Here is a 20,657-nt window from a genome sequence, read left to right as displayed (position 1 = left end):
GCTAAACCCCCTTTGATTCACTGCTATACACTACAGTGTTGGAAAGCTTGATCTCCATTTTTGCGAGATTGCCGGTGTTCGCAGAGCCCCAGCTGTTGGGTATGGTCAAGCAATCGCCAAGTTTCTCGCCGTTATAAACGATTTTGGCCTTATTGGTATTCCGGCGCGAATAGTATTCATAGACGCGTTGTGCCACGGCCTGCGCGATCGCGGGAGAAACCAGTGTGGCGTCGGAGATTTTCTTTATGTTCTGTTTATCAGTTGCCGTGACATCTGGGTTGGACACTGAGAAGATCTCCTCCGTGTCCTCATACTTCGTGCCATTGATAGTCACGGTACCATTGGTGGAGGCCGTGTATGTGTGGGCCACGACTTGGACCTGGGTCACGATTGCATCTGTATTTACTGTCGTCCCCAGGAAAGTCTGATTTGCAGATATTACTTTCGGCTCGACACCCGGAGTGAAGATCCGGATCGACGCCCGTCCGTCCGTGGAAGCGCATTCTCCCCAGGCAAACAGGACCTGCTGAAGGGCGGACCGGCGGGTCCCGGATTTGATGATGCCGGTCAATTGCATATCCTGGACATCGGCATCGAACTCTACTTCGAAAGGCGACGCCAATTCTACGACCAGGGCTTTGGCGCTCGCGGCGGTATATACGCCTCCGCCAAAGGGGATATCTCCCAAAACACCAATAGCATCACAACAGGTGATGGGGTAGATCCGGCGTGATTTCCTGCTGTAGGAGGATACATAGTACACGCCGATCAGTCTGTCATCGTTGCTGATCTCCACCGGCTGCTTTAACTGGAACATGAAATCAACATCTTCCCGGCTGTCCAGCGTCCAGTTCAGCGTGGAGCTGGGGAGTTCTGTGGAGATAAGGTTCATCTCATTGACGGCCGAAGCGGACCGCAATTCAGACATCCCGAAGGACCGGTGCAAGCCGAAAATAATGTGGTCGATCTTGGCGTACCGATAAGGCAGGTTCGTCTTTTTGATCGTGATCACCAGCTTGTCATAGCTGGTGACCTTCTTTTGGCAGAAGTACTCGACCGCATCGGGAGTGAAGTCGGCGTCTTCCCGCAAAACATCCTGCTGATACCACTTGATATTGAGAGCCGAACAAAATCCGCCCGTGGGCGTATCAAATCGGAACGATATACCCACGGAGGAGTATTGCTCGTCGAACACTATGGTAATGACGGGCTCCTGTCCTGAAGCGAAGGAGCCGTCCGCCCCGCTCATTTCGGTGGACCAGAAGGCCGGCTCTATCTCTTCGGCGAGAATGAAGGTCCCGTCAAGCCCCCATTGATTTAGTTCACAGGTAAGGGCTGGCGCTTCCGATGTCCCAAATGGCAATTGCGTAGGATCGGTGAAGCCTTGAGAAGAAGGCGCGGAAACTGCTGCGTCCGTGTCGGCGCCGGGGGCGATGTCTTTATAAAGCAGGGTCGTCTTACTCATGGCTTCACCTGCGCGTCCATGGGCACGAAGTTGATCTCAATCTCGCCCCAGTAATTCACGCCGTTGACGACCATCTCTATATCCTGGGATCCGGTTGTGTAGTAGGCCTCATAGGATATAGTAGTTTGACCGTCGGCCGCCTCCAGCATGACGCTGTCATCAACGGAGTGCTCGACAAGATAGTCCCAGAATTCGTCCAAGCCGGCGTAGTTATCACCGCGGCGAAACACGCGGATCTTGTGGCCGATGTAGGTTCCAATAATATCCCTGACCATGCGCCCTGCTAAGGCGCGACCGGCGTTCTCTCCATCCAGTACGCTGAAATTTCGATTGTAGGAAGAGATGGCCACATCCGCGTCGAACTCTCTTCCATTCAATTTGATGTAACTCATATCACTCCTCCACCAGATTGACACCAACACGGTTTGACTCGGCCTTGTTCAAGCGATAGACGATCTTTCCCAGCACTTCACCGTCCAACACCAGATAGGCCTCACTGTTGCCTCCATATCCGCCTTCCGACAGCGCTTGCTTAAAGGCTTGCACCATAGTGGCCAAAGGCGTTTCAATGTTTGTGCCGCTCTTCTGGTCACCGAGGACCGCCAGGAATTCCCTGTTGGGCGGGATGACCGCGCCTTTGGCCAGCCGCGGCAACTTCACCGGCGCGATCTCGCTGATCGGGGGCGGGAAACCCAAAAGAGACCGGATGACATCAAAAGCGGCATTGACCGCCCGAATGAAGGCGTTGATACCGTCGATGATGAAGTTGATACCGCCCTCCAGCAGGGTCACGATCGTGTTCCAGATGCCGCGGAACACCTCTGTAATTCCATTCCATGCACGCGTCCAGTCCGCGGTAAAAACGCCGGAGATGAAAGTAATGACCCCAGAAAGTATCTGAGTAATTGAGGAGGCCAGCCCATCCAGCACCTGGAGTATCGTCGCGATAAAGTCGTTTACAAATGACCGGATCCATTCAATCAGCCCGGAGATCTTGCCCTGGGTGATCTCGTCCAGCCAAGTCAGGAAAGAGTTGATCGCGTTCTGCAGCGCCAGCAAGATCGACTGGATGATCATCTGAAGGCCCTGAATCATCAACTGAAGCCCCTGGAGGGTGAGGGACAGGTCCATGGTGAAGATGCCCTTGAAAAAGTCCAGGAACCCCTGAAGCAGAGTTTTGATCCCGTCCAGCATCAGTTGCCCCTGGCCAAATGCGTTGGTGAATACCAGGAGCAGGCTGGCGATCGCCGCTACAAGGAGCGGGATCCAGGAGCCAGTCAGCAACGAGATACCGAGGCCGCCCATCAAAAGGCCGGAGACGGTAGTAAGCATATTCTCAAAGGTCCAGCCGACCTTCAGCGCGTCTTGTATTCCGGTCACGAACATTGTGAGCCCGGATACAATGAGGCCGATCGCGGCTCCCACTTTGCCGAAAGCGATACCAAGTCCAGCGGCGAGCATGGCTCCGCCGCTCAACATCTGAAGGAAGTTGTCCAGATTGACTCCGTTCTGCCACGCGTCCCAGGCGCCTTTGACCAGTTCGATGGCGCCTGTAATGGCCACCAGCAGACCGACAAACATCTTCAGGCCGCCAAGGAAAGAGTCAGAGAGTTTCCACGCCAGCAGTGCGGCGCCAATCAACTTTATCCAATTAAGCAGTTTGTCGAAGTCCTGCTCCATATTGGAAGTGTCAAAAGAAAAATCGGGCGCAGTGGCCGCCGCCCCTCCACCACCGGCGCTGGAGGCGTTGCTGGACAGCTTATTGATTTGGTCAAAACTCGCCAGAGACTTGGAAGCGCCCTTTGCGGCTGATCCTGTCGCCTCAATAGCGGCCGCCTCGTCATAGAGGCCCTCAGCGGCATCTTTCGACTGCTCTATCGTGCCGCCAAACAGCATCGAAAGAAATCCGGCGATCGCGGTAACGATTCTGGTGAGAATGTTCAGAAATGCTGTAAAGGCGGGAATTATCACCTGAAGAATAGGCTGTGCGAGCGTATAAAGCGCGGCGCGGAGCTGAGCCAGAGCGGTGGACGCCTCCCGGTTTGTGCTGATCAGGTTCCCCATGGTCTTTCTCAGCGCCGCAAACCCCTGGGAGATCAGAGTGAAAATGAGTGCGCTGCGCATCACCTCGCGGAGCCGCATCCCGAATCGCTGGACGGACTTCTGCGCCCGATCGACTGCCTTCCCCATCGCGGCCGAAGCCTGGGCACTGGCGCTGGCGGGTTTGGCCAATTCCGTCGCGAGCGCGCCGGCCCGGTCCTTTGCCGTGGCCAGTTCCTCATTCAGCCGCTTTGTCTCTGCGTCGATAGCGTCCATACGATCCGCGGCGCGGTCAAATTTCTGCTGGAGGGAGTCAACGACTTTCTGCTGGGAGGAGAGTTCCTTTGTGACGCCGGCCTGTCGCGCTGCGGCGTCCGTATAAGCGGATATGCTGGCGGGGTCATTGATGTTTGAGCCGGACAGGGCCGTAGCTACGCGCTGTGACTCGTCCTGCAGGGCGGCCAGTTTTGCCTTTGCCGCATCCAGCTGAGCACCGAGGTCAGCGACCTGCTTGGCGATCGGGAGGCGCTTGTTGGACGATTTTTGAATCTGCGCCTCCAGCCGCTCGACTTTTTTATTCGCCGCCGCAAGATCTTTTTCCAGGTCCGCATTATCCAATTTGGTGCTGTAGGTAATAGAACCGTCAGCCACAGAGCGTCACCTCACTTCTTGCCCAGCCATGCATCGATCACTGCGTTTTCTGCTTCAGTGAACGGGGTCTTGATGTCAACAAGGTCCCGGTTATTTTGATACCACTCCCGGTCAGCCTTATCCAGGGGCTTGCCTTTGGCTTTCAACAACCGGATACGGACGATCTGCGCGAAAAGGCAGTCCCCGATTTCGTAGTACGCAGAGATGAAAGTCCACCAATGGAGATACTTCAACTCCCGAATTTCTGTTCCGATGACCCGATTTATTGGGGCCACGATATATTTGAAGTCCTGCTCCCAATCCATCAGCTTGGGGGCGGGGCGCTGATTTCTTTCATCTGATCCGCAGTTGATGAACCAGATGCACTGTTCTATGGCCTCCTGATAGGCGTCCGCTGGTATGTCCTCAAAGTCCGGATAGAATATGCGGAGCATGACTTCCGCCCTCTCTTCTCCAGTGAGTTCGGGATCCACAAGCGCAACGCAAATATCCAGGATGGCCCGGTAGTCAGAACGAATGGAGTACTCCCGTCCAGCCACATATGCAGTTTTTGGAAGAGAGTACTCCATATCGTTCCTCCTCAACGATGGTATTTCTTCAGGTACTTTTCCACCCGCGGACGAGAGGATTTTACCTGTTTCGACATCTCCTCCGGAACCGTATCGATTACCGCGAGGAGGAAATTGGTCCACAGGGGCAGGCCCTCCGCCATCGCGTAGGTGCTGATCCCCTGGAACAGAGCTGCAGCGGTGCCGCTTCCGAAGAGATTATCGATGCCGGCACAGACATCGGCGTCCCTCTGCTTGGCATACTCGAAGAACGCGGTGTTGTCTGTGAACTTCTTGTCCTTATCCGCCTCATACTTCTCCGCACAGGAGACGAAGAAGTCGTACAGGCTGGAGACGAAATTCACATCGGTGGGATTATAGGAGATCTCCGCAGCACCATCATTGACCGAAAAAGTTTTTACTCCGGTCGAAAACTTCAGCGCATTCATAAATCGGACCTCCTATTATGCGGTTTCAGGCGTGAAGACCACGCCAGTGCCGGAAATAGCGGCCGTTCCCTTGGTGCGGGTTCCTCCGAAGGTGATATCCAGCGGCATACCCACATTGGCGCTCCCACCTAAAGACGCCGGCTTTACCAGGCAAGACGCATACCGCTCAGCGAAAACGGCGGTATCAGCGGTGCCGGCGTAAGCATGTACGACCAGCAGATCGTTGTTGGCCATAGCCGCCACATCCTGGTCCCGGATAGACTGATTCCAGATTTTTACCTGTGCCTTGTCTCCGGCGTCCAGTTCACAGGGCTCGAAAGTCTGCGTGACAATGGGCTTGTTCAGCGTCGTATAGACCTCGCCGAAAATATCGGTCTTGCTCTCCTCGTTGAAGTCATACTCCATCGAGCTCTCCTCAACGCGCTTTCCGATAGGGCTCCACACCGGCTCGTCAGCGTCTCCCGTGTTCAGATACAGGATCAGCAGTTTGCGGTCTACAACCTGGCCGGCCGTGGTGTTGAAAGTTAAATCAGCCATTTATTTTCCTCCTTGAAAACTCGAACGAATTGCACGGATAACTGCACAACATAAACAGCTGTGCCCTCTTCATCCGCCTGGTAGAGCGTTCCGTTTTGGGCCGTGATACGCTCTGAGCGCGGGTCATCACCGAAGATCGGCGCGATACCGGAGACCGACTGCGCTTGTGCCCACTCCTGAAGATCTACAATCCAGTCGGCATTGGCCTCGGCGCCTTCCTCGTCCCCTGGGGCTTTTTCAAACACATAGTACAGCGCGAAGTTATACTGGTTTGTCACGGTGGTGCAGCCGGTGATGTCCCGCCGGCGCGAGACCTCTACAAGTCCGTCGGGCAGGATCCCGCCGGTACCAGGAACTTTGTCGGTATAGTCCACACGAAAATTCGTGAGGATATCAAATTGCGGGAAAGTAGCCAGCCACTTCTTTACTTGCTCCAGAGCCGTCATCTGCTATCGGGCCTCCTTCTGATGTATCTCTTGAGATCTTCAAGCATGGCCCGTCCTTCCTTGGCCATGAGGCGGCGCCCCCAGAAAGGGCCTGCCTCCGGGTTCTTGGAGGCCGTATAGGTCAGCGGACGATCTGTGGCCTTCAGCTGGGCACCCCTGGGCCACCGCGGTCCCACGCCGGGGATCACGGCAGGACCTTTCCCGGTAGCCGCATTCACCATTATTTTGCCCTCATGCAGATACCTGGCGTATCTCGTAAAGGTGTTGATCTCCGGGCGTCTGACCGGGGACTGCGCTACAGTCAGTTTTATCGTGGCCCCGGTCCTGTACGGCATATACTTCGTGATCCGGCGAAGGACATTTGCCGTGTGGAACTGCTGCACATCTCCGCTCCGGTCGAGGCCCTTCCTGCGCATGATCTCCGCTACGGGCCTGGTGTTGACTTTGATGGTACCGACAATAGACATCTCAGCCCCCCGCTTCCGTGTGGATGACTACGCCGTTGAAGTACTTTGGATCCACATATTTCACCACGACCAGGCCTGGCGTGGTGACGGGCACCAGGGCGGCCCAGGCCTCACGAGTCGTGATCTCCGGCCCTTCGCCCAGCTGCACCTTGTCCCCCACGGCCACCGGTATTTCAGGCCCTGGGATCACGAGGAGAAAGCTGTTTGCCTCAGTACTGCCGGTTTTGTCCACATTCTGAGTTTTCTTGAAGTCCAGGAAGGCATTTTTGAAGACCCTGCGCGTGTAGGTGGATTTTCCGTCCCAGTGGTACACCGTTACCGTCTGATTACATAGGCGATAACTGACAGGGCAACTGCGGCGCCTGATCGGGATCATCCGCCCACCCCCCGATAAATATCGAGGTAGAGGGAGGCGGCCCGGTACAAGGTCTTCGATTGCCCTTTTTCGGATAGATCTATCGCGGTGCCTATGTTCGTACCGTAGCTGGTAGAAACACTCCCCACGGACGCCGACTGAATCGGCCCGCCGTCGCCGTTAAGAGCCAGGTCAAAACCGTGAAGTGCTTCAGCCATAGCGCAGATGGCCATGTCCTCTGCACCCGGCTCCGGAGCGGACACAGTGTAGATCCTCTTATACCGGCGGAGCTGGGCAGATGCCCGCGCCTCCACCTCAGGCCACTCCGCGGAGGAGATGGCGCCGCCGTGGTATTCGGCAGTATAGAATTCATAAGTGACCATGGCGGCGCCCCCTCTTATTCCGTAGCTTCCTGTTCCGTCTTGGGACCTTCGGTGTTGGGATGCTTCTCCTGCAGGTGCTTGGAGAGAGCCGCCTCGCTCTTGTACTCCTTGCCACAAGCAGGGCAAACATACTTTTCATCGGGGACCCTGCTGGGGAAAATCAGTCCGATAGTTCTCATTGGCGGCCTCCTTAAGTGCTCGCGGCCTTGTGGTGCAGATAGATGCCTGCGACTTTGTTCTCGTAGGCATCCGCAATACCCACATTGCGGTACCCGAACTTATAGGCATCCGCGTCCTGGTTGACATCAGGAGTGATGATCTTGGGCGCGATGTGCTTGGGGAACTGGATGACGGCGGACTTCTCGATGATCATGAAGTTGATGTCCGCACCGGTGGTTGCGGTCTTAATGTAACCGCCAGCCTCCTCGCCGGTGGTGGAACCGTCGTACTGATCGATGGCGGTATAGAACCGGGTCTGGGGCACCTTCTGAATGCCGGCAAAGTTCTTCAGAACTTCCTTGCTCTTCGTGGTGTCCATATCCTCGATCAGGCCGTACAGGGTGGGCGTAATGAACAGATAGCGGTTGTTGGCGTCAACCTCGTCCTCGTCCATCTTGCTCATACCAGCACGGATGGCCGCAATGACATCCGCACCGGTGGAAAGAGTGGCCCCGGCAGAGATCTTGGAAATGCCAGAAGTACCGGCATAGGTAGCGAACCGGAAGGCGTCGATCTCCGGAGCGACCTTAGTCCGGAGGAACTCACCGGCGAGCTGGCCAAACGCGATGCCGGCAGTCTCCAGGTTATCCATGTTGTCCACCTGGAACATACGGCCGCGGTCGAAGTTACACTTCACCGTCTCGTTGGTCAGGGTCACATCGCCCTTGACATACCCACCATTGCGGGAGTAGTCGCCCAGGCCCTGCATGGAGATCTTGGGGATGATCAGCTCGTTGTAGTTGGCGCCCTGCCGCACGAGTTCGGGATTGCCGTCCAGAACGGAGGTCACGGACGCGACTTTGTAGATCTTGTCCAGAATGGGGACAAAAGTCTTTGCGAGAGTAATAGCGTTTGCCATTTACTGGTCTCCTTTCATCAAATGGCTCAATCCTTCTCAGGATCAAGCCCGGCGGCCGCCATAATTTTGGCGGTCTCAGTGTCGTACTTACCAGAGGGAGGATTCTTCCCCGTGCCGCCGGCATAGGGGGGCGGTGTGCCTTCATCCTCAAACAGATAGGCGCTTTCCTTCTTCAGATTCTCAAGAGCGGCCTTGAGGTCTGCATCCTGATTTTTGGACGCTTTGAGAGTATCCAAATCCAGAAGGGCCGAGATCGCTTTCGCCGATCTGCCGTGCGCGGCAGTGATGGCGTCTTTGACCTTCCCCTCAAAGGCCATAGTATCCAGCTTTGCCTGCCACTCCTTATCCTTGTCGGTAAGCTGGCCCTGGAGTTTGGTGATCTCCCCTTGGAGTTGGGCCACATCGACGCCCTCGAACTTCTTCAGGCCATCCTTGGCAGTCTGTAGCTGCTCTTTGATGCTTTCGTAGTCCGCGAAGGGCTTCTTGGCCGCTTCGATATCCCTGCCGTTCTCGCCCATGATCGCGTCGATCACTTCTTTGGAGAGCGGCTGGTCTCCGACTTTCAGATTCTCAAGGAATTCTCGCTTCATCTGTTTCTCCTCTCTCCGCTACGCTTTTTTGTACGGGGGTCGCGCCCCCTGGCGGCCGCCCTGCATTACGCCCGGGCGCGGCGAATTAACTTGAAAACAGGAACAACCTGAAATCAACAAAAAAGGGAGCCGACAGGATCTCTCCTATCAGCTCCACTCAGCTCTTCCCGCTCACCACTTAGAGCGAGGTCATGATTTGATTTTTACAGGCTCCCGACGGATGCGGATGACTTTTACTCCCCCGCCCGGCATGGGGATCAACTCCACGCGGTCGTCTTTTGCCAGGATGCTCTCGATAGCTTTGATCACCTGTTCCGTCATATGGCCTCCCACCGTCTATCCTCAGTCTACGAATTCGATTTTCTCAATATCACTGATGCGCAGAGTCGTACCGCCGACATCCAGCAGCGGCTCGGCCATACCAAACTCTTCTTCACTGACTGTAGCGCCATAAGCCCAGCATGGACCAATAAAAACCGCTCCGTCAGTGCACTCGACGCGAACTGGCCGGCGGGAGTCCATATAATCGAAAAGTTCTTTTTCAGTGTAACTCATGACGCACCCTTCTTGCCTTTTCTGCTTGGATAGTCAGGGACGATGTGAGTCCCGTCTTTCCGGTAATGTATCTTGAAAGTCGTAGTATAGGCCTCGTCGCCAGTGAGATCATTTACCACAATGCCAACCCGGTCAGGGCAGGTAGTGATCCATTCCTGCTTCAGCCAGGTCCCATCCTTCCGACGGGCCAGGATCCCGGTGCCTCGGTATCGGTCCACCAGGGCCTGAGCTTCCTCCAGCGTTATGGTCAGTCGGCTTGGCCCATATCTGCCGGCGGCAGCCAGCTTTTCAGCATACTGCTCATACTCAAGAGTCCCATAAACATGCTTGCGGAACTGGCCGGGAACAATATCAGTGACAGTGTCCTCTGACTGGATCTGCCGGCGGATAGGTTGATCCCGGAGCCAGGCGTCCAGGTTGCCGGCCACACTACCCGTATCATACATCTCATTGGCGAGATTTTCAATACGCTTTGTGCCGTCTTCAGCCTGTTTCCATTCCTTCCAGTTGAAGCCAGACGCCTCCAGACGCTCATCCTCGGTCCTGAGCCCTACGCCCTTTGAAAAGCGATCATATTCCTGGCGGAGTCGAAGCAGGCGAGCGCGTTCGATGTCCGCGTCCTCCGGAGCGGCTAAAAGGACCTTGCGCTTCTGGCGCCGGATGGCCCTCTCGATTTTTCGCTGATGCTGTGTCGCTTCGTAGCCGGTGTAGTGCTGGCCATCGAAGTCTACGCCTTTCTCATTCTCTTGACGCAGCCTTTCCAATTCAGCATTGGTGTACTGGGGCTGGTCTACGCCCAGCACGATAGGGAAAGCGATGTGCCCGCAGTTCAGGGTGCTGATCCGGCGCCGGAGGCTGTTATTCAAGGCTTGATACTCGGCGTCAGAATATTGCTTTCCTTGGAACGGCTCATGGTCGGGGGCACTGTTGGCGTGTGCGGAGATCTCCCACCCTGTGCATCCAAGCGACACATAGTTCTCGCTCTGGATCTGTTCTACCATCAAGCCCAAGCCGCCCATAATGTTTCTGCGCACTGCGGCCTCGATGGTAGTATGCACGCCGCTTTCATACGCTACGCTGACGCCGTGCCGGGCGATCCCGGCGCAGGCCTGGCGGATCGCGGTGTTGTAGTCCAATGCCCCAGAAAACACCTGCTGAAAGGCAAAGTCAGTACAGGCTTGATATGCCTGCGGCAAGGCCTGATACTGGCCATACGGGTCCATCATCTGGATAGCACGGGTTTGGGTGATATTTTTCAATTCCTGGTCTGCAAGTTCGACGGCGGCTTCGATAATCTGCTGTATGGGAAGATTATCCTCAAAGGGCACTTGATGTCCGCGCCGCTTGGCAAGCGTCAAGTCGTATCCATATTTTCCCGCGGTCCGAAGAAGTTTTCGGGCATTCTGCCTGGACACGCCCAGGAGTTCAGCCAGTTCCTTTTCAAGATCTCGACGCCCTTTACCAAGCCATTCTGCACGCCAAGCGTCATAAGCCGCTGTGCTGGTCAAATTTCCGGCATCCTGGATCCTACGAGCGATGTCCCGAAGCAGGAAGTCATGGATAGGATCCATCAGCCGGCCGGCGGCGATCCGGAAGCCCTCAATCTGCTCCGGCGTCAGCATTACAGGCCGCCTTCCGCCGTCAGCTGATCTACATCAGGCATATACTTGTTCCGCACCTTCTCAAGATCAGCGGGGGTTTCTGTTGGCATATCAAAATACCACCCGACCGCGATTTCCGGTTTAAGCCAGCCACGGGTCGCCATATCCTTGTAGTCGAGCCAAGTCTGGTCTTCGTCATAGAGAACGCCGTTCCCCCAGCTGATCGCCACATCGCGCTCCGGATCGATCTGAGGGCCGGAATAGACCTTGTAGATCCGCCCAAGGATACCACACACCCGGACGGCCTCTCGAACGGCGCTTTCCCACATCTGCTGGAAGTCGATGATCGTCAGGTTATAGTCGCCGGCGCTGGAAGTCACTTCCGTGGCGGTGCGCTCGGCCGCCTCCACTTCAGAGAGCAATCCGCGCTTCAGCCCGATCAGACTTTCCACATTCCGAAGATACTCAGTCTTTCTGGCCAGGAAGGACTGCTCGCGCAGCGTGGGTGAAAAAATGGTGATCCCCACAGCATCGGGGTCGTCTTCGAGCCCAGTGAACAGGTCGTCCTTCAGCTGCTTGCGGCCGTCAGGACCGGTCTTCAGCATATCAGCTGACGCGATGATCCGGGATCTTGCGTTCTCGAACTCCTGGTTGATCTGGGCCTCGTTTCGGTTGATATTATGGATCAGGCCTGCCGCCGGCGCATACACGCTGACAGGGTCTGGACTTCCGTCTACCGTATTCTCCTGCGGAGTGCGGAGCGGGATCAGGCCCAAAGATCCAATTGCCTCCGGATATGTCAGTTCAGGGACCAGAGAGGCATACTTCTCCAAGCTGGAAAGTGGGACTGGATACCCAAGTACCTGCTCTGTCTCCGAGCGATAAAGCCGGCTCTCAATGGTCAAGCGGCCTTTGACTACCCGGCGGCGCTCCAGCAAAGTGTAGTAGGCCCGGCCTTCAATGGTGCGCTCAGCCGTCCCCACATCGGTCACTATGTCCTGCTCGTCCCGGCCCAGAGTCGCATAGTTGCCGCGGGAGATCACGGAAAAGGACAAGCCGCTCTCCCCGAAGATCGGCTTGAGGAAGCACTGCCCACCTATAAGGGCCTGCTGCATCGCCTTTCCCTTCACCTTGTCCAGCGCGGCAAGTATAGCGGCGACATACTCCGCGCCGCTCTTTGCCGGGACCGCATTATACTCAGAGAAGGTCGTTTTGGTCAGCTTCGACACAATGGCCACTGGGATCCGCTGGCAAGGATCTTCCTCTTTGGTCGGGGCAGTCTGATAGTACAGCAAAGCCCAATCCTTGATGGCCTCCCGCATCGCCGGCGTCGTAATGTCTTTAACGCCGAATGCCTGTTCGAAATTATATACTTTCCCGCTCTCAAACAGGGCGGAGATAATGCTCACGATTTAGATACCTCCTTGCAGTTGATCACGATGCGCGGCGGCCGGCGTGTAGCATCCTGAAGGCCGTCGATGTAGGCCCTGAGGCGCTCGATCTCGCGCCGCTGTTCCTGGACCTTAGCACTGAGTTTTGCGTTGGCTTCCAGGAGGTCCTCTCGGCACCAAGCGGGGAGAAAGCGATCATACAGCCACCGTTTGAATTTCGACATATTACTGCCCTCTCCTTTTCCAAATCCTGTTGGTGCCGTAGCGCACGGCGTCAATGTGATGGTTCGCGGCGTCTGGGTAGCCAGCTATGACTTCCCCGGTTTTGTCATCCCGCTCGTACTCGTATTCCGAGAACTCACGCGCCGTGTCTGGGCACCTGTCTGGATCTATGACGATCGCCCGCAGAGACTGGAGCCACTTCATAGAGTAGTTCACACTTCCGGGGCCCTTATCGGCTCCGCGGCAGGACAAGCCATAGCTTTTATAATCGCTGACAGACTTTTCTTCAGCACTGTCCGCGATGATCCGCTCCCCCTCAGGGATCCTGCTTTGGATCAATTTCGCCGTCTCAGCATTGCTGGTGCGCAGCCGCGTTAGTTCATCAAACAGATAGAGCGTCTTCCGTCCGGAATCATAGTGCATACGGTTCCAGGCCCAGGGATCCGGATACCAGCCCCAATCCACGCCATTGGTGACCCGGTCGAACTGTTTGATCTCGTCATCCTTGATCGCCCGAAGCACCAGGTTTTCAAACACTTGCGTGCCGCTCCCCACGACCTCGCCGCCGTACTCATGGCGGTATCCGGTAGGGTTTGTCTCCTTCAAGTGCTCGGCATCAGCCAGGAAGCGCGGGCCCAGCCAATCGGCCGGGGTGGTCAGGTAGGTGCTGTGGTGGACCATCTTTCCCGGCTTTTTCTCTAAGACATACCGATTTGCCCAGTTGCGGGCCATCGCCGGCGGGTTGAAGGATTTGAAGCACATGGAATAGGCGCCGCCGCGGAAGAGCGACTGCTCGACATTCCGGATCTGCTCCGGGCCATCAAACTGGTCCAACTCTTCGAACCAGGCGAGCCCGATATAACCGAAAGGGAGTTTTATAGATTTCAACTTCCCCGGATCGTCCATGCCAAAGAACAGGATCTTCTGCCCGGTCTCTATGTAGGTGCATTCCATGGGGCTGACTGTGCAGCGGAACCGCTTGGTCAACCCAAGCACTGAAATTGCCCAGCACACCTGCGCATACACGGATGTCCGGAGTGTGTTGGCGATCTTGCGCATCACGACGGCGTGACATTCGGGATGCTTGAGCAGTTCGAGGACCAGTTCAATGGAAAGGTAACTGGATTTCGCCGAGCCGCGGCCGCCTTTCTCAATGAGTTCGTTGATCTCCCCAGCTTTTACAGCTTTATGAGAGTCAACGAATGCGGGGGAGACCAGTTCAGAGAGTCTATAGGTCGTCAATGATTTGCACACCCCCGCCGTCTTCACTGGGAGTGTCCCCCAGAAGATCCACTATGACCTTGGCGGCGCGGGCATCGCCTTTTGTGGCCGCCTCTACCAGCCCAATGATCATGGCCATCTGATTATCCACATCTTCGGGATCCACATGCCGGCGGGCGATTTTATTCCAGCGCCGCCGGTCAGCTACTGGCAGTGACAGATAAAGATCGGCCGCCTCCTTCAGACTGCGCTTTCGCCTGCGTGCCACACCAGATGCCCGACCACCTGCGGCCGCGATCTCCCGAAGCTCTTCCGGGGTTCGCTCGGAGTTTGGTATAAGATTCTGTGCATTCGGCATATCACCACCACTCAATGTTCAAAAATACGCAAGCCCGATACTCATACCGCCTCGGAGCCGGGCGGCAAGAAAGGAGGTGTCCACTACGACTATACCACAGTTTTTCACCGCCGTGCCCACCGTGGGTGGGCACTCTAAAAATATTTTTTTCGGCCGAGGAGATAGTCTGTTGTGACGCCAAAGAAATCGGCCAGAATGATAAGGACCTCAACGGATGGGATTTTTTCTCCCCGCTCATACATGCTGATCATGTTCTTGCTGAGCCCGCACAATTCAGCAAGTGCGCGCCGGCTCAGTTGCTTCCTCTCCCGCAGGAAACGGAGCCGCTGGGGAAAATCATCACTCTGCGCCATCATTCCGTCCCCCTCCCATTAAAGCTTTCTTGGTTTCGTCACCGTCCGAAATACTTTCACAAGCCAGCGAACGATCGGATTTGACCAGCCACGCCCATTATTGACGCAGTCGGACATCAGATTCCGATATCGGTCCCGCAGGGCCTGAAGTAGTCGACCTGGACCGTACCCCTCGATATTGGCATGAATCTGGATTTCAGGATGACGAATTGAAATCAGATTTTTTCCGCCAGGAGGCCTCCCGCGGTTCAGGTATCCCGCAGACGGAGTTCGCCTCAGACGCTTTTGGACTTCTGGCGGCAGTTCCTCTCCGCGTTCACAAAGGCCCCGGTAAATGGCAAAGACCAGGTTATCCAATTCCTCCGCATTGTCCAGTATGTCAATCTGCCCGCCCAGCGCATCGCGGATGCGGGCCACTGCCCGCTGGATCGTCCGCAAGATCGTGGAATGATCCACCTGAAGGAGTTTCCCGACATCCCGGATTGATAGCCGTTCAGAATAGTACAGGTAAAAGCAGACGGCCTGGTGTACCGTCAATGTAGACATCAGCAGTTTGGAAACTTCGGGGTCGGACATATCCAGACGATTATCATCTCGTAACTGCTCCACGGCCAAACGGGTTTCTGTGATCCGTTTCACATTTGCCTTTGCCCGTTTCAATGTTCTGGAGACCGTTGTTTTATCGACTCCGAGCTTCTCGGCGATTTCCGTTCCACGAAGGCCATCACTCCATAGGAGCAGGATCTCTCGCTGTCTGCTGGAGATAGAGTCCATCCCCCCGCGAAGGATCCGCCGCATCTGCGTTTTAGCTACATCCGTGTCCTCTTCAGAATCCTGCTGCAGCCAGTCAAGGAATTGCTGCCGGTCTTGGATATAGGCTGAATGTGTGACTCTGTTGGACCCCACACGGCACGAGGGCGTAAGCGCCCGCAACTTCGCGCTGACATCCAGCAGTTCCTCGTTGATCATGAACAGGTTGAAATTATCGCCTTGACCTTTTTCCTGGAGATCTAATTCATATTTCTTTCGTGCCAGTAGTTCTATCTTCCTGGCCCGCAGTTCTTCAATGGTCATCCCGCGTTCTCCGAGGTTTCAGCCCCAGCAATGTAATTCCATGCGCTGTCCGAGGGCCTTCATAGTACCCGGACAAGAGGTGGCCAACCTCGCGCGTTTCTCGAAGTGCGCGGTTGAGCTGGTTCATTTCGGCGCGGGACAGATCCCCTGCCGCTTTATGGCGCTCGATGGACATGGCCAGCTTAGCCGCGGCGATTTTATACTCCTGGGCCATTTCCTTCAGATCACTCATGCCGCCCTCCTTGCCTTCTCGATTCTTGCCTTCAGTGCCTGCATAAGTGCTTCCTGGCCATCCCCCTTTGATTGCAAGGAAGCCAAAACATCTTCATCCACACCGCCCTGAACGATCAGCAGATGGGAAATGACCGGATGGCTCTGTCCCTGCCGGTGCAGTCGCTTATTCGCCTGCTGGAAGATCTCCAAGGCCCAGTTCGGAAGGGTGTACCAGATACTGTGATGTCCGCCGGCCTGGAGGTTTAGGCCATATCCGCAACTGACGGGATGCGCCAACAGCACATCAACCTCTCCGGCGTTCCAGGCCTGTTCATCGTCAGGGCCCTCGTAAGTCCGGACGCGGAGGCCGCGGCCGGCCAGAGCCTGGATGATCCGCTCCCGCTCATGCTTGTACCAGAAGAAGACCAGCGCGTGCTCACCATTCAACTGCTCGATCAGTTCCAAGAAGGCATCGATCTTGCAGGTATGGACCTCGGCGACACCTCCATCATTTGCATAAACCGCGCCGCCGCACAATTGAAGCAGCTTCCCATTCAGTGTTGCGGCAGTTCCGGCGGTGACGGTCTCGGTATCCACCTGAAGCAACATCTCGCGCTCCAGCTTCTGATAAGATTTTTTGGCTGCGGCATCCAGTGCTACAGGCACGATGTCCTCTATGTAATCAGGCAAGGTCAAGTAGTCCTCTGCCTTCATGCTGATGCATATGTCTGAGATCGCATCCCGGATCCTCTGATCGGCACCCGGCAGGAGTGAATAGGTCCGATACTGCTGGCCAGGATGGGCGCGATCCTGAGACATAAAATTCTCCCGGAAGGAAGTCAATGTGCGCCCCAGCCTGGCTCCGCCGTCCAGCAGATAGATCTGCGCATAAAGATCCTCCATCCCATTCGGCGATGGTGTGCCGGTCAATTCCACCATCCTTGTGATCCGTTGCCGGACGCGCTTCAGGGCCAGGAACCGCTTTGCTCTGGAATTTTTAAAGCTGGTGCTCTCATCCAAGACCACCATGTCGAAGGGCCAGTTGTTTCGGCAGTAGTCGGCCAGCCACGGAAGGTTTTCACGATTGATCACCCAGATATCACCGGGGGTAAACAGTGCATTGACCCGTTGCTTTTCTGTTCCGAGGATCGGGATGACCTTCAGCTCCCTCAGATGATCCCACTTTGCCGCTTCCGATGCCCAAGTAGCCTCTGCCACTTTTTTCGGCGCCACCACCAATGGCCGGGAGACTGACCAGCGATTAAACTTCAGTTCCTTGATCGCCGTCAAGGTGATCACGGTCTTGCCCAGACCAGGCTCCAGGAACAGCGCCACAAATGGATCAGACACGACCCTGCCGATTGCATAGGCCTGGTAGGGGTGCGGTTCAAACTTCATGCTGAAAATACCTCCTCCACGAATGCTTTAACCTGCTCCAGCCCTTTCAGTACACGGACATCTGCGCCGCGCTTTCGCATCTCTTCAAGCTGCCATTGCTGGATGGCCGCCAGCCGCCCAATCTCAGTCTTCAGTTCTACATACACCGTGCGGCCGCCGGGCGTGATGACAATGCGGTCTGGCACGCCGGGATTTCCCGGTGAAACGAATTTATAACACAGTCCGCCGCGTTCTCGTACCATCTGGACCAGGCGGGACTCGATCTTGCTTTCTTTCATTCGCTCAGCCTCCCTTGCGAATTGCTATATACGCGCGCACGCGCACGCGCGCGAGCCACATGACGCATTTAGGCGGGATAGGTGGTATATTTACTCTCTACTTCTCTATTTTTTAATTTAATAGAAAAAAGATGTTACCTTGTTACCTTCTTTGCGCCCCAAGGGTTTCAGGGGTAAACTTATAAAAGTAACACACTGTTTCGTAGTAACGGGAAATTCGTTACATTCAATGACTGTTACAGTCCTCTCCTGGCGCATTGTTACTCCGGATAAATCCCCGTTGTACCCCGCAATACCCAAACCTCAAAGGTGTCGTTTTTTTAGACCATTCGGGTATCGACGCGATGACACTGTTGATCTCCTGGGTATCGCTATACCGCATATCCTTCTTCTGTCCATCAAAAAGTTCACACCAGATTTCCAGGGCGCAAACTCTTTCTCTGGGTACCAAATCGAGATCCCCGACAGCACTGCCGGCCCAGAACATCCGCCGGCGGTCCAGGGTCCAAGTCGGCCAATCCCGTGGTATTGGTCGTTCCAGGAACTCCAGAATAAGGCCTTCCCGCGCGCTGACCTCCCGGTGGTCTTCCTGCTGGGCTTTGGCGGCGTCGGCCAGTTCGCCGTCAAGATACAGCGGTTCCCCCAGCCGCCAGCGCATCACTGCTTCAGCCCATATCTGGTCCAGTTCCTGATCGAGATCATTCCATACGCTTTTTGTGGCCGGGCGTTTCCCCACATCCACGGGCCAGAACCGCCGGTTCCCGGTCTTATCGCGCAGGTAGTCGTCGGTATTCGTGGTCCCGAAGAACACGCAGCACCGGGGCATCTCTTTGACATGACGGCCATAGGCTGCCCGAAATCGGTCTGCCCGTTGACTGAGGAATTGCTTGATCCGAGACACATCCGTCCGCCGGAAGGCATCCAACTCGGAGATCTCCACAAGCCAGACACCCTGCAGAAGCTCGCTGGCTTCCTTGCCCTCAAAAGTTCTGATGCTGTCATTGAACCAGCCCTTTGACATCTTGTCCAACAGGGTGCTTTTGCCGATTCCCTGGGGCCCGGAAAGAATGGTCATGGGGTCAAACTTCGTGCCAGGTACCATGGCACGGGCCACTGCCGCCGTGAACGCCTTACGGGTCACGGCCCTGATATACGGGGAATCGTCAGCCCCCAGATAGTCGATGAACAGCGAGTCCAGCCTCGGCGACCCGTCCCACTGGAGACCGTTGAGATAGGCGGTAACCTCATTGAAAGCGTGCTTTTCACTGTGCAGAGAAAGCGCGCCGTCAATCTTGCTGGTGCCTGTGATTTGATAGAATTTCTCCAGGTACCAGTAAAGACCCTGATTATCGTTGTCGCCCCATAGACGGCGCTCCTTGCGCTCCGTCCACGGCAGGGGCCCCAGTACCTCCCCGCGGCCGGCAAAGGCGTTGAGCGCAAATTTATCCTTCAGACGGGGGTCGTTCTCTAAGATGATCCAGATATTGTCTATGGTGGAGAGGGGGACACCGGTCTTGCTGTGAACCTTCAACTGCTGGATCCAGCTGTTGTCGACGGCCTCTGACGCGCCGTCTTCAGCCGGGGGGACGGCCGTGAAGCCCTCTGTGGCGGCCTCCCAGCGCTCCTGCAGGAGTAATCCGCTTACCTGGCTGTCCCCGGTGGCCGCCTCGCTCATAGCCTGGAAGGACGGCAGGCGGTTGACCGGAGTACCGGGAGCCGCTTCATCGTCCAGATCGCCAAACCGGTGAAAGCGGACAAGGTCAAAGGCATTGACCAGCTTCCCGCTGCATGGATCCGTGGCATGGTGGGAGTATAGGAACTTGCCGTTGTCGTAAAGTACTGCGCCCCCGGTGGTAGAGCCGCCCAGGAAAGTGTATCGGCCTGGCATTCCAGCAACGGGGGCATAGATCCCCGGCAGGAACTTATCCATCGCGCTTTCAATGTCGTAGACGCGGCAGAAAGCCCCTACAACGCCCTTTTTGACCAGTGGGTCTCCCTGCTTGGCCGCCGGCCTTGCGAGCGCAGAGGCGCCTGGCAGAGCCGGCCAGGAGGTAATATCGTGCCAGTCCTCGTATGTACCCAGCAACCAGTCCACCGATACCATTTCACGATCGGCGTAGTGGAAAACATACTGGCTGTCACTGCAACAGCTGGGCCAGTACATGAGTCGGGATGCCTCGAAGGTAGTCTGGTCCACAAACTCCATCCCAATTAGGTCCGCCATTCGGCGGGCGCAGGGCTCGTATTCATCTGCGGTACAGGTGCGGCTCAGCGGAAAGATGATTCGGAGCCGCGGGGCCGCCGGCATATGTTTTCGCGTAGAGTAGACGCAGTATCCGCAATTCAACACATCCAGACGGCGAAGCACATCGTCGGTGGCCCCGGCGGGGATATTGTCCAGGTCCAGAGTGATTAGATCTCTGCCGGTGACAGCATTGGCTTTTCTGCGCAGACCGTTCAATGTCCCACCGACAAAGCCGCCCACATCCTTCAAATCGTCCTGCTGGCCCTTGGACAGGTTCAGGTATTCCGCCAGGGTTTCGGTCCCTCGCTTTGGTAAACTCAACCGCTCATAAAACTCAGAGATCAAAATGATCTGCGGTGTCCATTGTGTGGCGCGACGGCTGGCGCCGGTCGTGATAGTGATTTGTCGGTCATTTATCATGTTCAGCATATCTGGCGCCTCCTGAGCGGCCTCGTTCTTGTGGCTCTCTCCAGCCTCATGCGGCCAGAAAGGGCGTATTTTCAGATACCGAAATCTACAAAAAATCCGAGTGAGAAATTGGTATCAAAAAGCGCGTCTGAAAAACCAGGCTCCTGGGGCCTCAGATATTGGTATCGATTTGGCCTTCTTTTTTACCGGGGTGTTTTTGATCTGGGGCAGAGGGCCGGAACAGGAGCCATGTTTCAGCCCTCTGCCTGACAGTAGAGCCGCAGGGATCGGCTCTGGAGAATTGTGCGAAAAAGTTATGAAATTTGGGAAA

General features: G+C 55.9%; 26 protein-coding genes. All 26 read right to left on the bottom strand.

What is annotated here, in order from left to right; genetic code table 11:
• Position 1: 1 nt before the first annotated feature.
• The 26 genes from NE547_RS04075 to NE547_RS03950 all read right to left on the bottom strand — a co-directional run bounded on the left by NE547_RS04075 (position 2) and on the right by NE547_RS03950 (position 20,347).
• Positions 2-1,465, bottom strand: coding sequence for a hypothetical protein (locus tag NE547_RS04075; protein WP_256174852.1), 1,464 nt, complete (start codon positions 1,463-1,465; stop codon positions 2-4).
• The gene (locus tag NE547_RS04070; RefSeq protein ID WP_256174851.1) at positions 1,462-1,857 is read right to left on the bottom strand and encodes a hypothetical protein; all 396 of its coding nucleotides are present in this window, start codon (positions 1,855-1,857) and stop codon (positions 1,462-1,464) included. Before NE547_RS04070 ends, NE547_RS04075 begins: the two co-directional genes overlap by 4 nt.
• 1 nt (position 1,858) lies before the next feature.
• A complete protein-coding gene (locus NE547_RS04065; protein ID WP_256174850.1) occupies positions 1,859-4,156 on the bottom strand; it encodes a hypothetical protein in 2,298 nt (765 codons plus the stop codon).
• Between the two features lie 11 nt (positions 4,157-4,167).
• Complete coding sequence (locus NE547_RS04060) at positions 4,168-4,725, bottom strand: Gp15 family bacteriophage protein (protein ID WP_256174849.1); 558 nt, start codon at positions 4,723-4,725, stop codon at positions 4,168-4,170.
• Between the two features lie 11 nt (positions 4,726-4,736).
• Positions 4,737-5,153 carry a hypothetical protein gene (locus NE547_RS04055; protein WP_256174848.1) on the bottom strand — a complete coding sequence of 139 codons (417 nt, stop codon included), beginning with the start codon at positions 5,151-5,153 and terminating at the stop codon, positions 4,737-4,739.
• Positions 5,154-5,168: 15 nt separating this feature from the next.
• On the bottom strand, positions 5,169-5,690 hold the full coding sequence (locus NE547_RS04050; RefSeq protein ID WP_256174847.1) for a hypothetical protein: 522 nt from the start codon (positions 5,688-5,690) through the stop codon (positions 5,169-5,171).
• The gene (locus tag NE547_RS04045; protein WP_256174846.1) at positions 5,678-6,136 is read right to left on the bottom strand and encodes a hypothetical protein; all 459 of its coding nucleotides are present in this window, start codon (positions 6,134-6,136) and stop codon (positions 5,678-5,680) included. Before NE547_RS04045 ends, NE547_RS04050 begins: the two co-directional genes overlap by 13 nt.
• Positions 6,133-6,603: a hypothetical protein gene (locus tag NE547_RS04040; protein WP_256174845.1), complete on the bottom strand. Its 471-nt coding sequence runs from the start codon at positions 6,601-6,603 to the stop codon at positions 6,133-6,135. The genes NE547_RS04045 and NE547_RS04040 overlap by 4 nt, the downstream gene beginning before the upstream one ends.
• Before the next feature lies 1 nt (position 6,604).
• Entirely contained in the window at positions 6,605-6,979 is a 375-nt protein-coding gene (locus tag NE547_RS04035; RefSeq protein WP_256174844.1) for a hypothetical protein, read from the bottom strand.
• Positions 6,976-7,341: a hypothetical protein gene (locus tag NE547_RS04030; RefSeq protein WP_256174843.1), complete on the bottom strand. Its 366-nt coding sequence runs from the start codon at positions 7,339-7,341 to the stop codon at positions 6,976-6,978. Before NE547_RS04030 ends, NE547_RS04035 begins: the two co-directional genes overlap by 4 nt.
• A 14-nt stretch (positions 7,342-7,355) precedes the next feature.
• Positions 7,356-7,520 (bottom strand): hypothetical protein, encoded by a 165-nt coding sequence (locus NE547_RS04025; RefSeq protein ID WP_256174842.1) that lies wholly within the window; start codon positions 7,518-7,520, stop codon positions 7,356-7,358.
• Between the two features lie 11 nt (positions 7,521-7,531).
• Complete coding sequence (locus NE547_RS04020) at positions 7,532-8,419, bottom strand: hypothetical protein (RefSeq protein WP_256174841.1); 888 nt, start codon at positions 8,417-8,419, stop codon at positions 7,532-7,534.
• A gap of 26 nt (positions 8,420-8,445) precedes the next feature.
• Positions 8,446-9,009, bottom strand: coding sequence for a phage scaffolding protein (locus NE547_RS04015; RefSeq protein ID WP_256174840.1), 564 nt, complete (start codon positions 9,007-9,009; stop codon positions 8,446-8,448).
• A gap of 189 nt (positions 9,010-9,198) precedes the next feature.
• Positions 9,199-9,330, bottom strand: a complete 132-nt coding sequence (locus NE547_RS04010; RefSeq protein WP_256174839.1) for a hypothetical protein — start codon at positions 9,328-9,330, stop codon at positions 9,199-9,201.
• 21 nt (positions 9,331-9,351) lie between these two features.
• Positions 9,352-9,564, bottom strand: coding sequence for a hypothetical protein (locus tag NE547_RS04005; RefSeq protein ID WP_256174838.1), 213 nt, complete (start codon positions 9,562-9,564; stop codon positions 9,352-9,354).
• Positions 9,561-11,186, bottom strand: coding sequence for a phage minor capsid protein (locus tag NE547_RS04000; protein ID WP_256174837.1), 1,626 nt, complete (start codon positions 11,184-11,186; stop codon positions 9,561-9,563). The genes NE547_RS04005 and NE547_RS04000 overlap by 4 nt, the downstream gene beginning before the upstream one ends.
• Entirely contained in the window at positions 11,186-12,574 is a 1,389-nt protein-coding gene (locus tag NE547_RS03995) for a hypothetical protein (protein WP_256174836.1), read from the bottom strand. The genes NE547_RS04000 and NE547_RS03995 overlap by 1 nt, the downstream gene beginning before the upstream one ends.
• Positions 12,571-12,780: a hypothetical protein gene (locus NE547_RS03990; protein ID WP_256174835.1), complete on the bottom strand. Its 210-nt coding sequence runs from the start codon at positions 12,778-12,780 to the stop codon at positions 12,571-12,573. Before NE547_RS03990 ends, NE547_RS03995 begins: the two co-directional genes overlap by 4 nt.
• A gap of 1 nt (position 12,781) precedes the next feature.
• On the bottom strand, positions 12,782-14,020 hold the full coding sequence (locus tag NE547_RS03985) for a PBSX family phage terminase large subunit (protein WP_256174834.1): 1,239 nt from the start codon (positions 14,018-14,020) through the stop codon (positions 12,782-12,784).
• On the bottom strand, positions 14,007-14,267 hold the full coding sequence (locus tag NE547_RS03980; protein WP_256174833.1) for a hypothetical protein: 261 nt from the start codon (positions 14,265-14,267) through the stop codon (positions 14,007-14,009). The genes NE547_RS03985 and NE547_RS03980 overlap by 14 nt, the downstream gene beginning before the upstream one ends.
• Before the next feature lie 224 nt (positions 14,268-14,491).
• The gene (locus NE547_RS03975; protein WP_256174832.1) at positions 14,492-14,713 is read right to left on the bottom strand and encodes a helix-turn-helix domain-containing protein; all 222 of its coding nucleotides are present in this window, start codon (positions 14,711-14,713) and stop codon (positions 14,492-14,494) included.
• Between the two features lie 15 nt (positions 14,714-14,728).
• On the bottom strand, positions 14,729-15,784 hold the full coding sequence (locus tag NE547_RS03970) for a sigma factor-like helix-turn-helix DNA-binding protein (RefSeq protein WP_256174831.1): 1,056 nt from the start codon (positions 15,782-15,784) through the stop codon (positions 14,729-14,731).
• Positions 15,774-16,016 carry a hypothetical protein gene (locus tag NE547_RS03965; protein ID WP_256174830.1) on the bottom strand — a complete coding sequence of 81 codons (243 nt, stop codon included), beginning with the start codon at positions 16,014-16,016 and terminating at the stop codon, positions 15,774-15,776. Before NE547_RS03965 ends, NE547_RS03970 begins: the two co-directional genes overlap by 11 nt.
• On the bottom strand, positions 16,013-17,395 hold the full coding sequence (locus tag NE547_RS03960) for a DEAD/DEAH box helicase (RefSeq protein ID WP_256174829.1): 1,383 nt from the start codon (positions 17,393-17,395) through the stop codon (positions 16,013-16,015). The genes NE547_RS03965 and NE547_RS03960 overlap by 4 nt, the downstream gene beginning before the upstream one ends.
• Positions 17,392-17,673 (bottom strand): VRR-NUC domain-containing protein, encoded by a 282-nt coding sequence (locus NE547_RS03955; protein WP_256174828.1) that lies wholly within the window; start codon positions 17,671-17,673, stop codon positions 17,392-17,394. Before NE547_RS03955 ends, NE547_RS03960 begins: the two co-directional genes overlap by 4 nt.
• A gap of 226 nt (positions 17,674-17,899) precedes the next feature.
• Positions 17,900-20,347 (bottom strand): VapE domain-containing protein, encoded by a 2,448-nt coding sequence (locus tag NE547_RS03950; protein WP_370866817.1) that lies wholly within the window; start codon positions 20,345-20,347, stop codon positions 17,900-17,902.
• Positions 20,348-20,657: the final 310 nt, after the last annotated feature.

The organism is Flavonifractor sp. DFI.6.63, assembly GCF_024462255.1.
Classification (GTDB): Bacteria; Bacillota; Clostridia; order Oscillospirales; family Oscillospiraceae; genus Lawsonibacter_A; species Lawsonibacter_A hominis.
The sequence above is the reverse complement of the archived record's forward strand: the minus strand, read 5'-3'. Positions and strand labels throughout refer to the sequence as shown.